The organism is Lysobacter sp. FW306-1B-D06B (assembly GCF_038446665.1).
Classification (GTDB): Bacteria; Pseudomonadota; Gammaproteobacteria; order Xanthomonadales; family Xanthomonadaceae; genus Lysobacter_J.
The window spans coordinates 2,607,008-2,620,469 of sequence record NZ_CP151802.1 but is presented as its reverse complement, the minus strand read 5'-3'; the positions used below and the strand labels follow the sequence as shown (position 1 = coordinate 2,620,469).

The 13,462-nt window shown below is 67.8% G+C and carries 10 protein-coding genes; 9 read left to right on the top strand and 1 reads right to left on the bottom strand.

All coding sequences use genetic code 11. The features are described from left to right. Positions 1-105: 105 nt before the first annotated feature. Together AAFF32_RS12005 and AAFF32_RS12000 are read left to right on the top strand one after the other, a co-directional pair. Positions 106-876, top strand: coding sequence for a DUF4097 family beta strand repeat-containing protein (locus AAFF32_RS12005; RefSeq protein ID WP_342315297.1), 771 nt, complete (start codon positions 106-108; stop codon positions 874-876). A gap of 37 nt (positions 877-913) precedes the next feature. Beyond that, positions 914-1,588: a hypothetical protein gene (locus tag AAFF32_RS12000; protein WP_342315296.1), complete on the top strand. Its 675-nt coding sequence runs from the start codon at positions 914-916 to the stop codon at positions 1,586-1,588. Positions 1,589-1,726: 138 nt separating this feature from the next. On the opposite strand, the gene AAFF32_RS11995 is transcribed toward AAFF32_RS12000, so the two are convergent. After that, positions 1,727-3,151 (bottom strand): class II fumarate hydratase, encoded by a 1,425-nt coding sequence (locus AAFF32_RS11995; RefSeq protein ID WP_342315295.1) that lies wholly within the window; start codon positions 3,149-3,151, stop codon positions 1,727-1,729. Between the two features lie 153 nt (positions 3,152-3,304). Here AAFF32_RS11995 and purB point away from each other — a divergent pair, with 153 nt between their 5' ends. From purB to lpdA, 7 genes are all read left to right on the top strand, one after another. Then, a complete protein-coding gene (gene purB, locus AAFF32_RS11990) occupies positions 3,305-4,675 on the top strand; it encodes an adenylosuccinate lyase (RefSeq protein WP_216958107.1) in 1,371 nt (456 codons plus the stop codon). A 100-nt stretch (positions 4,676-4,775) separates the two neighbouring features. Continuing rightward, complete coding sequence (locus AAFF32_RS11985; protein ID WP_342315294.1) at positions 4,776-5,177, top strand: VOC family protein; 402 nt, start codon at positions 4,776-4,778, stop codon at positions 5,175-5,177. Next, the gene (locus AAFF32_RS11980; protein WP_342315293.1) at positions 5,174-6,436 is read left to right on the top strand and encodes a cupin domain-containing protein; all 1,263 of its coding nucleotides are present in this window, start codon (positions 5,174-5,176) and stop codon (positions 6,434-6,436) included. Before AAFF32_RS11985 ends, AAFF32_RS11980 begins: the two co-directional genes overlap by 4 nt. Next, entirely contained in the window at positions 6,433-7,347 is a 915-nt protein-coding gene (locus AAFF32_RS11975) for a GNAT family N-acetyltransferase (RefSeq protein WP_342315292.1), read from the top strand. The genes AAFF32_RS11980 and AAFF32_RS11975 overlap by 4 nt, the downstream gene beginning before the upstream one ends. A gap of 304 nt (positions 7,348-7,651) precedes the next feature. Continuing rightward, positions 7,652-10,483 (top strand): 2-oxoglutarate dehydrogenase E1 component, encoded by a 2,832-nt coding sequence (locus tag AAFF32_RS11970; RefSeq protein WP_216958115.1) that lies wholly within the window; start codon positions 7,652-7,654, stop codon positions 10,481-10,483. A gap of 82 nt (positions 10,484-10,565) precedes the next feature. Then, positions 10,566-11,783, top strand: coding sequence for a dihydrolipoyllysine-residue succinyltransferase (sucB, locus tag AAFF32_RS11965; RefSeq protein ID WP_216958117.1), 1,218 nt, complete (start codon positions 10,566-10,568; stop codon positions 11,781-11,783). A 98-nt stretch (positions 11,784-11,881) separates the two neighbouring features. Beyond that, a complete protein-coding gene (lpdA, locus tag AAFF32_RS11960) occupies positions 11,882-13,324 on the top strand; it encodes a dihydrolipoyl dehydrogenase (RefSeq protein WP_216958119.1) in 1,443 nt (480 codons plus the stop codon). Positions 13,325-13,462 lie beyond the last annotated feature (138 nt).

Here is a 13,462-nt window from a genome sequence, read left to right as displayed (position 1 = left end):
TTGAAGTCGCAGAACTGAGCCCGCTTCCGCTCGACGCCACGGCCGACGCAACCAACGCCACCGCGCTTGCATCCAAGTAGGGCCTTTCACGGAGAGACCATCGCAATGCGCACCCTGTCCCTGTTCGCCCTGCCCCTCGCCCTGTTCGCCGGCCAGGCCTTCGCCGACGAATGCAAGCATTCGCAGCCGCACAACCTGCAGCTCGATTTCAACGGCGTGAAGACCATCATGTTCGACATCGGCCCGCACGACCTCGTCGTCAACGCCCAGCGCGGCGCCAAGGGCGGCGTGCAGGGCAAGGCCTGCGCGTCCAATCCCGACCGCCTGAAGGAGCTTTCGCTCACCCAACAGCGCGTCGGCGACAAGATCATCGTCAAGGCCGAGCGCGCCGACACCATCAGCATCAGCTTCGGCAGCGCGAACTACGCGTACCTCTCCCTCAACGCGACCGTGCCGGACAACGTGCTGGTGCAGCTGAAGGTCGGCTCGGGCGACGCACGCGTCGTCGGCGCCTCGGCGCTGAGCGCCGACGTCGGCTCCGGTGATGTCGAAGCGCGCGACATCCGCGGCCAGGTCACCGCCGACGTCAACTCCGGCGACATCGAACTGGACACGATTGGCTCCCTGCACATCCTGTCCGTCGGTTCCGGCGACCTGAAGGCGCGTCGCGTCAAGGGCGACGTCGTCATCGGCAGCATCGGTTCGGGCGACGTGGAAGTGCGTGATGTCAGCGGCAGCGTCACGGCCGACAAGATCGGCTCCGGCGACCTCGATGCGCATGCCGTCACCGGCAACCTGACCGTGCGCCGCGTCGGCAGCGGCTCGGTCGATCACAGCGGCGTGTCCGGCCGCGTCGACGTGCCCGTCGACGGCTGACCGACCGCCTTTACTTCCCTTCCAAGGAATCCGCGCCATGAACCTGCGTCCCCTCGCCCTCTCCGCGGTGCTTTCCAGCTTTTGCCTGCTCGCGGCCTGCGGGGCGAATCCCTCCGGCCAGCAGCAGGCGCAGCAGAAGGCCGAACAGACCGGCGGAGTGATCTCCGGCGCGGTGCAGAAGGCCTTGACCGAAGCGAAGAAGGAAATCGCCGAAGGCAACATCAACATCGACAACGGCAAGACCGGCAAGCGCGTCGAACTGTCGCCCAAGGGCGATTTCATCGTCGACGGCAAGCCGGTGCCGGTGACGCCCGAGCAGCGCGCGCTGCTGCTGGAGTACCGCAGCCACGTGGTCGCGGTCGCCACGGCCGGCATGAACATCGGCATGCACAGTGCCGACCTCGCCACGCACGCGGTGACCGAATCGATCAAGAGCGTCTTCACCGGCGGCTCGGACGACATCGACGAGAAGGTGAAGGCGCAGGCGTCGAAGGTGGAAGCGGCGGCGCTGCAGTTGTGCAACGCGCTGCCGGGAATGATGACTTCGCAGGACCGCCTCGCGGCCGCGCTGCCGGAGTTCAAGCCCTACGCGAACCTGACGCAGTCGGACATCGACGAATGCGTCGACGAGGCGAAGGAGAAGAGCCACAAGTTGACGGCGGATGCCGCGGCCGAAGCGGCGAAGGCGTCCGAGGCGCCGTCGAAGCAGTAGGTCGGCAAAGCGGCCACGGCATTCGAACACATCGCTGCCGTCCATGGCGGGCCTGGATGGGCCCCGGATCGCCCGGCCCGGCCATCCATGGCCGGGCGTTCGGCAGGCCACGCGGCAGTGCCGCGTAGGCGGCCTGCCTCACCCACCCGCGCCGCCCCCGCCCTCGTGGATCCCGCCCCGCGTCAACGCCGTCGGATCCAGCAGCGCGCGCAGCTGCTTCTCCGATAGCCCGCTGGTTTCCAGCGCCACTTCCAGCACCGGGCGTCCTTCCTTGTAAGCCTGCTTGGCAATCGCCGCCGCTTTCTCGTAGCCGATGATCGGATTAAGCGCGGTCACCAGGATCGGATTGCGATCCAGCGCCTCGCGCACGCGTTCCGGCCGCGCCTTCAGGCCGGCAATGGCGTTGTCGGCCAGCAGCCGCATGACGTTGCCCAGCAGCTGGATCGAATCGAGCAGGTCGTAGGCGATCAGCGGCAACATCACGTTGAGCTGGAAGTTGCCGCTCTGCCCGGCGACGGTGATCGCGGTGTGGTGGCCCATCACCTGTGCGCACACCATGCAGGTGGCTTCCGGCACCACGGGGTTCACTTTGCCCGGCATGATCGAACTGCCCGGCTGCAGCGCCGGCAATTCGATCTCGCCCAGGCCCGCCAGCGGCCCGGAGTTCATCCAGCGCAGATCGTTGGCGATCTTCATCAGCGCCACCGCCAGCGCACTGAGCTGGCCCGACAGCTCCACCGCGTCGTCCTGCGCGGCGATGCCCTCGAACTTGTCGTCGGCCGATTCGAACTTCGTGCCCGACAACGCCGACAGCGCCTTCGCCATCGCCTTGCCGAAGCGCGGGTCGGCGTTGATGCCGGTGCCGATGGCCGTGCCGCCGATGGGCAGCCGGCGCACGCGCTTGAGGGCGTCCTCGATCCGCGCCTGCGCCGAGGCCAGCTGCGACGCCCAGGCGCCGAACTCCTGCGCGAAGGTCAGCGGCATCGCGTCCATCAGATGCGTGCGGCCGGTCTTGGTGACCTTGCCCAGCGCCCGGCCCTTGCGCTCGATCTCGCGGCGCAGGTGCTTCAGCGCCGGCAGCAGTTGCTCGACGGTGGCGATCTGCGCCGAAACGCGGATCGCGGTGGGAATCACGTCGTTGGAACTCTGGCCGAGGTTGACGTGGTCGTTCGGGTGCACCTTCGCCTTGCCGTCGCCGTTGGCGAGCGCGGCGATCACCTCGTTGGCGTTCATGTTGCTGGAGGTGCCCGAGCCGGTCTGGAACACGTCGATCGGGAAATGCACATCGTGCGTGCCGGCCGCCACGTCCAGCGCCGCGGCGCGTATCGCCCGCGACACGCCCTTGCCGAGCAAGCCGAGGCCGCCGTTGACCTCCGCCGCCGCGGCCTTGATCAGGCCCAGCGCGCGGATGAACTCGCGCGGCATCGGCCGGCCGGAAATCGGGAAGTTCTGCACCGCGCGCTGCGTCTGCGCGCCCCACAGCGCGTGAGCCGGGACCTGCAGCTCGCCCATGCTGTCGTGTTCGATGCGGAAGCCGCTGGCGCGGCGGGCCTGCTTCGCCATTGCGTGGTCCTCGGGGGTCGGATGGGCCGAGCTTACGCCCGGCGCATGGCGGGCGTATCACTCGCCCGAGGGAACGCGGTGCGGCATCCGCGACGGGCCGGCCGGGCGTCGGTAGTAGAATCGCGGTTTGCCTTCGCCCCACAGACGCCCGCCATGTCCGTTGAAGCCCAGTTGCTCGCCCTGTCCCCGCTCGATGGCCGCTATGCCGGCAAGGTGGACGCGCTCCGCCCGATCTTTTCCGAATACGGCCTGATCAAGGCGCGCGTGAAGGTGGAGGTGGAATGGCTGCTGGCGCTGGGCGCGGAACCGGGCATCGTCGAGCTCAAGCCCTTCTCCGATGCCGCCGCGGCGCGCCTGCGCGCGCTGGCCGACAAGCTCACGCCGGCCGATGCGGCACGCGTGAAGGAGATCGAGCGCACCACCAACCACGACGTCAAGGCGGTGGAGTACTTCATCAAGGAGCGCCTGAAGGACGACGCCGAGCTCGGCCCGGCGCTGGAGTTCGTGCACTTCGCCTGCACCTCCGAGGACATCAACAACCTCAGCTACGCGCTGATGCTCAACGAGGCGCGCCAGTACGTGCTGCTGCCCAAGCTCGACGAGCTCATCCAGAAGCTGCGCGCGATGGCGCACGAACACGCCGCGCTGCCGATGCTCTCGCGCACGCACGGCCAGACCGCCTCGCCGACCACCGTCGGCAAGGAAATCGCCAACGTGGTCGCGCGCCTGCAGCGCCAGGGCGAAACCCTGGCCGGCGCACGCATGCCGGGCAAGATCAACGGCGCGGTGGGCAACTACAACGCGCACGTCGCCTCTTACCCGGACGTGGACTGGCCGGCGTTCTCCGAGCGTTTCGTGCATTCGCTGGGCCTGAACTGGCAGCCGTACACCACGCAGATCGAGCCGCACGACGGCATCGCCGAAGTCTGCGACGCGCAGCGCCGCATCGACACCATCGCCATCGACCTGTGCCGCGACATCTGGGGCTACATCTCGCTGGGCTACTTCAAGCAGGCGGTGAAGGCCGGTGAAGTCGGCTCCTCGACCATGCCGCACAAGGTCAACCCGATCGACTTCGAGAACGCCGAAGGCAACTTCGGCATCGCCAATGCGTTGTTCGAACATTTCGCCGCGAAGCTGCCGATCAGCCGCTGGCAGCGCGACCTCACCGACTCCACCGTGCTGCGTGCGCTGGGCACCGCGTTCGGTCATGCGCTGATCGGTTTCGACGCGCTGCTGCGCGGCCTGGGCAAGCTGAGCGCGAACCCGGACCGCCTGGCCGCCGACCTCGACGCCGCATGGGAAGTGCTGGCCGAAGCGGTGCAGACCGTCATGCGCCGCCACGGCCTGCCGAACCCGTACGAGCAACTCAAGGCGCTCACGCGCGGCCAGGGCATCACCGAGGCCTCGATGCGCGAGTTCATCGGCACGCTCGACCTGCCCGCCGCCGACAAGCAGCGCCTGCTGGAGATGACGCCGGGCTCCTACGTGGGCCTGGCGGAGAAATTGGCGCGCGAGATCTGACCGAAACCGGTCACGGCTTGATCACGCTCAGGCCACGAGCCGCGGCGGAGTGTGAGGATGAGCGCCCGGTGCGTGGTGCGCTGGCCTGGAGACGATGCCCATGAACCTCATGGTCAACCTCGATGTCGACGACCTCGCCCGCGCGCAGGCCTTCTACATCGCCGCCTTCGGACTGACAGCGGCGCGCCGGCTCGGGCCGGACGTGCTCGAAATGCTCGGCGCGCAGGCGCCGATCTACCTGTTGCGCAAGGAGGCCGGCAGCGTGGGCGCCGGCGATTCCAGGCGCGACTATTCCCGCCATTGGACGCCCGTGCACTGCGACGTGGTGGTCGACGACCTGGACGCCGCACTGGCGCGCGTCCTGGCCGCCGGCGCCCGCCAGGAGGGCGAGATTCGCGAAGGCCGATGGGGCCGCATCGTCGCCGTCGCCGACCCGTTCGGGCACGGCTGGTGCCTGGTGCAGTTCCTCGGCCGCGGTTACGACGAGATTGCAGGCACATGACCCGGAAAACCCCCACCCCGACGAAGAAGACCACCGCCTCCCAAAAGGTGCCCGCGCGCAACGCGACGCTGCCGATCGAAATCGACGCGCGCCGCCTGCCGCCGCTGGGCATGCCGCCGGAGGTGTTCCTGCGCGATTACTGGCAGAAGAAGCCGCTGCTGATCCGCAACGCCTTCCCCGACTTCCAGACGCCCGTGCAGCCCGAAGACCTCGCCGGCCTGGCCTGCGAGGAGGCCGCGCTGTCGCGCATCGTCATGCACGATCGCGCCAACGACCGCTGGACGCTGCGACACGGGCCGTTCGAAGAGGACGAGTTCCCCGGCATGCCGCACCAGGACTGGACGCTGCTGGTCCAGGACGTGGACAAGTGGGACGCCGACATCGCCGCGCTGCTGCAGCACTTCCGCTTCCTGCCGCGCTGGCGCATCGACGATGTGATGATTTCCTTCGCCGCGCCGGGCGGTTCGGTCGGTGCGCACATCGACCAGTACGACGTGTTCCTGCTGCAGGCGTACGGCCACCGTCGCTGGCAGATCGACACGCGTCCGAATCCGCCGCTGGAGTTCCGTCCCGACGTCGAGCTCAAGCTGCTGCGCGAGTTCACGCCCACGCACGACTGGGTGCTCGGCCCCGGCGACATGCTCTACCTGCCGCCCGGCGTGCCGCATAACGGCGTGGCCGAAGACGCGTGCCTCACCTTCTCGGTGGGCATGCGCGCGCCGTCGGCGGCGGAACTGCTGGGGGATTTCGTCGACACACTGGCTGCGGACGCGGACGAGGCGCTGCGCTACCACGACCCGGACCTGACGCCGCCGTCGGATCCCAACGAGATCGACGTCGAGGCGATGAACCGCGCGGTCGAGGCCTTGAACCTGCTGCGCATGAACGATCCGGATCGACTGGGCGACTGGTTCGGTCGCTTCATCACCGTGTATCGCGCGGCCGGCGAAGTGCACGGCGGTGGCGAGGCGCGTTCGCGCATCGAGATCGAATGGGACCTGGACCACGGCGCCGTGCTGCATCGCCATCCGTGGTCGCGCATGGCGTGGCGGCGCGCGCACCGCAAGGGCGAGCCGGCGCGGCTGTTCGTCAGCGGGCAGGACCATCCGCTGCCGCCCGAGGACGCCGCCCGCATCGCCGATGCGGCGCAGCTGGATGGCGAGGCGTATGGCGCCCTGTCCGAAGAAGGGCGCGACCTGGTCCAGAACCTGCTCCAGGCCGGCCACTACAGCCTGGTGCTGCCGGACGAAGAAGAATGAGCGGCCCGGCAGCGACGGAGGCGTTCCAGGTCGAGGCCATCGCCTTCGACCGGGCCCTGGCCGACCTGCGCGCCGTGCGCGACATCGTGTTCGTGCAGGAACAGGGCGTCCCGGTCGAGCTGGAACGCGACGCGCTGGACCCGCTGTGCCGTCACGTCCTGGCCCGCGACCTGCAGGGCCGGCCGATCGGCACCGGCCGTCTGACCCCTGACCGCCGCATCGGCCGCATGGCGGTGTTGCCGCACTGGCGCAACCGCCGCGTCGGCGAGGCGCTGCTCAAGGCCCTGCTCGTGGAGGCACGCTCACTGGGCTGGCCCGAGGTAAGCCTGCACGCGCAGGTCCCGGCGATGGCGTTCTATGCCCGGCAAGGCTTCCTTCCGTATGGCGAGCGCTTCGTCGAGGCAGGCCTGGACCATCAGTCCATGCGCCTGGCGCTGGACGCGGTCAACCCCGTGCTGCGCCGCGACGGCGGGCTGGCCGCGCTGCTCGGCGTGGCCGAGGGCGCCCGCCGGCAGTTGCTGATCTACAGCCGCGACCTGGACCCGGGCCTGCTGGATCAGCCCGAGGCCCTGAGTGCCCTGCGCCGCCATGGTGTCGGGGGCGGTGAAGTGCGCGTGCTCCTGCACGATCCGGACGCACCCCGGCGAGCGCTCGCGCCGCTGATCGCCCTGGCCCAGCGCCTGCCCAGCGCCTTCGCGTTCCGTGCCATCGAGGAACCGGTGGACCGCGATTACCCGTCCGCCTATGTGGTCAATGACGACAGCGGCTGGTACTTCCGTCTGCTGGGGCACCGATTCGACGGCGAAACGCGCCTGGACGACGGCGCCCGCGCCCGCCAGCTGCGCGCGCATTTTGCGCCCGTTTGGGAACGCGCCCGCCCCTGCACCGAGTATCGCGCGCTGGGCATCTGAGCGACGCCGCGCCGGATTCGTGGCGTGAAGACGCCACGACCACACGCGTTCCCTGCGCCAAACCCCGTGTTTCCGCGCCCGCAACACGCCACCTCTTGAACACGGCGGCGCAGCCCAAACGCTATTCCCGGGCCGCATGACGGCCCACGGGTTTTCGAGATCCGTCCGCTATCCCGTTTCGACGTAAGTGTTAGCCGTTTGCCGGCAGTCAAGGGCTATAATTCCGAATCTTGGCGCCTGAATAGCCGCACGCGTGCAATCCGGGCCCTCTCCGTCTCCCTCACCGAGTTTCCCGATCGCCATCGTGGACAGTCTCCTGAAGCAGTTCTCCCAGTCCTCCCAGCTCGGCGCCAACGCCGCTTTCGTCGAAGACCTGTACGAGCAGTACCTGGTTTCACCCGACAGTGTCGACCCCAAATGGAAGGCGTATTTCGACGGCTTCAAGGGTCGCGAAGCCGGTGACATCCCGCATTCGGCGGTGATCGACCAGATCGCCGAAGCCGGCCGCCAGGCCGCGCGCGGCATGGTGTCCGTGGCCGCCGGTGCCGGCGACGAACGCGAGCGCAACATCGGCCGCCTGATCACGGCCTATCGTTCGCGCGGCCATCTGGGCGCCGACATCGACCCGCTGGGCCTGTGGCAGAAGCCGGAAGCACCGGATCTGGACCTGGCGTTCCACCAGCTCACCAGCAGCGACCTCAACGCCGAGTTCAGCACCGGCGGCGTGGGCGGCTTCGATCGCATGAAGCTCGGCGACCTGCTCGCCCTGCTCAAGGCCACCTACACCGGCCCGATCGGCGCGGAGTTCATGCACATCTCCGACGCCGAACAGCGTCGCTGGATCTACGAGCGCCTGGAGAAGGCCGGCGGCAAGTTCGGCCGCACCGCCGACGACAAGAAGCGCATCCTCGAGCGCCTCACCGCCGCCGATGGCCTGGAGCGTTACCTGGGCACCAAGTACGTCGGCCAGAAGCGCTTCTCGCTGGAAGGCGGCGACGCGCTGATCCCGCTGATGGACACCACGATCCGCCGCGCCGGCGAACAGGGTGCCAAGGACGTCGTCATCGGCATGGCCCACCGCGGCCGCCTCAACGTCCTCATCAACACGCTCGGCAAGCCGCCGCGCCACCTGTTCGACGAGTTCGAGGGCAAGTTCGAGCACGTTCACAGCGATCTGGCCCATCAGGGCGACGTGAAGTACCACATGGGCTTCTCGGCCGACGTCGCCACGCCCGGCGGCCCGGTGCACCTGGCGCTGGCGTTCAACCCGTCGCACCTGGAGATCGTCGACCCGGTGGTCGCCGGCTCCGTGCGTTCGCGCCAGAACCGTCGCGGCGACAAGGGCGCCGAGCAGGTGCTGCCGATCCTGATCCACGGCGACGCGGCATTCGCCGGTCAGGGCGTGGTGATGGAACTGTTCCAGATGTCGCAGGCACGCGGTTTCCGCGTCGGCGGCACGCTGCACATCGTCATCAACAACCAGGTCGGCTTCACCACCAGCGCGATGCAGGACGCGCGTTCGACGCTGTACTGCACGGACGTGGCCAAGATGGTCGGCGCGCCGGTGCTGCACGTGAACGGCGACAACCCGGAAGCCGTGGTGTTCTGCGCCGAGCTGGCGCTGGATTTCCGCAACAAGTTCGGCAAGGACGTGGTCATCGACCTGGTCTGCTACCGCCGCCACGGCCACAACGAGGCCGACGAGCCGGCAGCGACGCAGCCGGTGATGTACCAGGTCATCCGCAAGCACAAGACCCCGCGCGAGCTGTACGCCGCGCAGCTGGCCGCCGAAGGCTCGCTCAGCGCCGACGATGCGCAGGCGCTGGTCGACGGCTACCGCCAGAAGCTGGACGACGGCGTGGTCACCACCGAAGTGGTCGAGGTCAAGCCGGACGAGTTCACCATCGACTGGTCGAAGTACCTGTCGGGCAAGCTGACCGATCCGGTCGACACCACGTTCGACCGCAAGAAGCTCGATCGCCTGGCGACCGTCATCAACGACGTGCCGGCCGATCTGAAGCTGCACCCGCGCGTGGCGAAGATCTACGAAGACCGCCGCAAGATGAGCGCCGGCGAACTCCCGGGCGACTGGGGCTTCGCCGAGAACCTGGCCTACGCCACGCTCGTCGACGAAGGTTACAAGCTGCGCCTGGTCGGCCAGGACTGCGGTCGCGGCACGTTCTTCCACCGCCACGCGATCCTGCACGAGCAGACCAACGACGAGTACGTGTTGCCGCTGCGTCGCCTGGTCAAGAACCCGACCGACGTCACCATCATCGACTCGCTCCTGAGCGAGGAAGCGGTGATGGGCTTCGAGTACGGCTACGCCACCGCCGATCCCATGACGCTGGACATCTGGGAAGCGCAGTTCGGCGACTTCGCCAACGGTGCGCAGGTGGTGATCGACCAGTTCCTGTCCTCGGGCGAAGCCAAGTGGGGCCGTCTGTGCGGCCTGGCGCTGTTCCTGCCGCACGGCTACGAAGGCCAGGGCCCGGAGCACAGCTCCGCGCGCCTTGAGCGCTTCCTGCAGCTGTGCGCGCTGGAGAACATGATCGTCTGCACGCCGACCACGCCGGCGCAGGCGTACCACATGATCCGCCGCCAGATGCGCATGACCACGCGCAAGCCGCTGGTGGTGATGACGCCCAAGTCGCTGCTGCGCCACAAGCTGGCGGTGTCGACGCTGGACGAACTGGCCAAGGGCGAGTTCCAGCACCTGATCCCGGACGCCGCGGCGGACGTGAAGAAGGTCAAGCGCGTCGTCGTCTGCGGCGGCAAGGTCTACTACGACCTGCTGGAAGAACAGCAGAAGCAGGGACTGGACGACGTCGCCATCCTCCGCGTCGAACAGCTGTACCCGTTCCCGCGCGCGATGCTGCAGGCCGAACTCAAGCGCTTCAAGAACGCCACCGATGTCGTGTGGTGCCAGGAAGAGCCGCAGAACCAGGGTGCGTGGTACCAGATCCGCCACCACCTGGCCGCCTGCCTGCAGTCGGGCCAGACGCTGCACTACGCCGGTCGCGCACGTTCGCCCTCGCCGGCCGCCGGCCATCTGGCCGACCACGTCGCCGAGCAGACCTCACTGGTCGCCGACGCTCTGAAGAACCCGCTGCGCGGCGAAATCACTGCCGAATAAGTTGCGTACCTCACGGCCGGCTAACCGCCGGCCGTGGAACCTCACACACGATACGAATCACGTCATCCAGGATGCCCGCCCCATGAGCACCGAGATCAAAGTCCCCGTTCTGCCCGAATCCGTCTCCGACGCCACCATCGCGACCTGGCACAAGAAGGTCGGCGAAGCCGTCAAGCGCGACGAGAACATCGTCGACCTGGAGACCGACAAGGTCGTGCTCGAGGTGCCCTCGCCCGTCGACGGCGTGATCAAGGAAATCAAGTTCAAGGAAGGTGACACCGTCACCAGCCAGCAGCTGATCGCCGTCGTCGAGGAAGGCGCGGCCGCCGCTGCGCCGGCCCCGGCTGCAAAGGCCATCGACGCCAAGAACGATGCCGCCGCCAAGGACGTCGCTGCTCCCGTGCAGCCCAAGGCCGCCGCCGCCGAGGCCCCGAAGGCCGCCGGTGCCGTCGAACAGCTGCCGCCGGGCGCACGCTTCACCGCCGTCACCCAGGGCATCGACCCGGCGCAGGTGGAAGGCACCGGCCGTCGCGGCGCGGTGACCAAGGAAGACCTCGTCAACTACGCCTCGGGCAAGACCGGCGGCGTCGCCGGCGGCGCGCGTCCGGAAGAGCGCGTTCCGATGACCCGCATCCGCGCCCGCATCGCCGAGCGCCTGATGCAGTCCAAGAACTCCATCGCCATGCTCACCTCGTTCAACGAGGTCAACCTGGGCAAGGTCATGGCCATGCGCAAGGAACTGGGCGAGCAGTTCGAGAAGGCCAACGGCATCAAGCTGGGCTTCATGAGCTTCTTCGCCAAGGCCGCCGCGAACGCGCTGCAGAAGCACCCGGTGGTCAACGCCTCCGTCGACGGCAACGACATCATCTATCACGGCTACGCCGACATCTCGATCGCCGTGTCGACCGACAAGGGCCTGGTCACGCCGGTGCTGCGCAACGTCGAGCGCATGGGCTTTGCCGACATCGAGAAGGCCATCGGCGATTACGCCAAGAAGGCCCGCGACGGCAAGCTGTCGCTGGAAGACCTGCAGGGCGGCACCTTCACCATCACCAACGGCGGCACCTTCGGTTCGCTGATGTCCACGCCGATCGTCAACCCGCCGCAGAGCGCGATCCTGGGCATGCATGCCATCAAGGAGCGCGCGATCGTCGAGAACGGCCAGGTCGTCGCCGCGCCGATGATGTACATCGCGCTGTCCTACGACCACCGCATCATCGACGGCAAGGACGCGGTGCTGTTCCTGGTCGACATCAAGAACCAGCTCGAGAATCCGCACCGCATGCTGCTGGGGATGTGAGCCGGGAATCGGGAATGGAGAGTCGGGAATCGTAGAAAGCCCGCTCCGTTCCCACCCTCCCATTTCCCATTCCCTATCCCCCATTCCCGAGTAGAACCATGAGCGAACAGCAGAACTTCGACGTCATCGTCATCGGCGCCGGCCCGGCCGGTTACCACGCCGCCATCCGCGCGGCCCAGCTCGGCCTGAAGACCGCGTGCATCGACGCCGCGCTCGGCAAGGACGGCAAGCCGGCCCTGGGCGGCACCTGCCTGCGCGTGGGCTGCGTGCCGTCGAAGGCGCTGCTGGACAGCTCGCGCCAGTACTACAACCTGCAACACCTGTTCGGCGACCACGGCATCACGACCAAGGACGCGAAGATCGACATCGGCACGATGATCGGTCGCAAGGACAAGATCGTGAAGCAGTTCACCGGCGGCATCGCGATGCTGTTCAAGGCGAACAAGATCGCCACGTTCTACGGCTTCGGCCAGCTGCAGCCGGGCAACGTCGTCACGGTGAAGCAGCATGACGGCAGCACGGTCGAGCTGAAGGGCACCAACGTCGTGCTCGCCGCCGGTTCGGATTCCATCGAACTGCCGTTCGCCAAGTTCGACGGCGAGAACATCGTCGACAACGTCGGCGCGCTGGACTTCACCGAAGTGCCCAAGCGTCTTGGCGTGATCGGCGCCGGCGTCATCGGCCTGGAACTGGGCAGCGTGTGGAAGCGCCTGGGCAGCGAAGTCACGATCCTCGAAGCGCTGCCGGATTTCCTCGCCGCTGCCGACGCCGAGATCGCCAAGGTCGCCGCGAAGGAATTCAAGAAGCAGAACCTCGACATCAAGCTCGGCGCGAAGGTCAGCAACGCCGAGATCAAGGGCAAGGGCAAGTCGAAGGAAGTCGTCGTCACCTACACCGATGCCGAAGGCGAGAAGACGCTCACCGTCGACAAGCTGCTGGTCTCGGTCGGCCGTCGCGCCGCCACCAAGGGCCTGCTGGCCGAGGGCACCGGCGTGAAGCTCGACGCGCGCGGCATGATCGAAGTCGACGAGCACTGCCACACCGGCGTCAACGGCGTCTGGGCCGTGGGCGACTGCGTGCGCGGCCCGATGCTGGCGCACAAGGGCTTCGAGGAAGGCATCGCGGTGGCCGAGCTGATCGCCGGCCTGCCGGGCCACGTCAACCTCGACACCGTGCCGTGGGTCATCTACACCGAGCCGGAAATCGCCTGGGTCGGCAAGACCGAGCAGCAGCTCAAGGCCGAAGGCACGCCGTACAAGGTGGGCACCTTCCCGTTCGCGGCCATCGCCCGCGCCGTCGCCATGGGCGAGCCGGCCGGCCTGGTGAAGGTCATCGCGCACGAGGAGACCGACCTGATCCTGGGCATGCACCTGGTGGGCGTGGGTGTATCGGAACTGGTGCACGAAGGCGTGCTGGCGATGGAGTTCAAGGGCTCCGCCGACGACCTGGCGCGCATCTGCCACGCGCACCCGACCCTGTCGGAAGCGATCCACGATGCCGCGATGAGCGTGGCTAAGCGCTCGATTCACAAGGTGAACTGAAGGCCGGGATTCGTGAATCGGGATTCGGGATTCGTAAGAGCGGACTCCGATGCCCGACACGCTCCCGCTGCAAGCGACGCCGGGCACGCGCCCGGCGTTTGCTTTTGCGAATCCCGAATCCCGAATCTCCCATCCCGA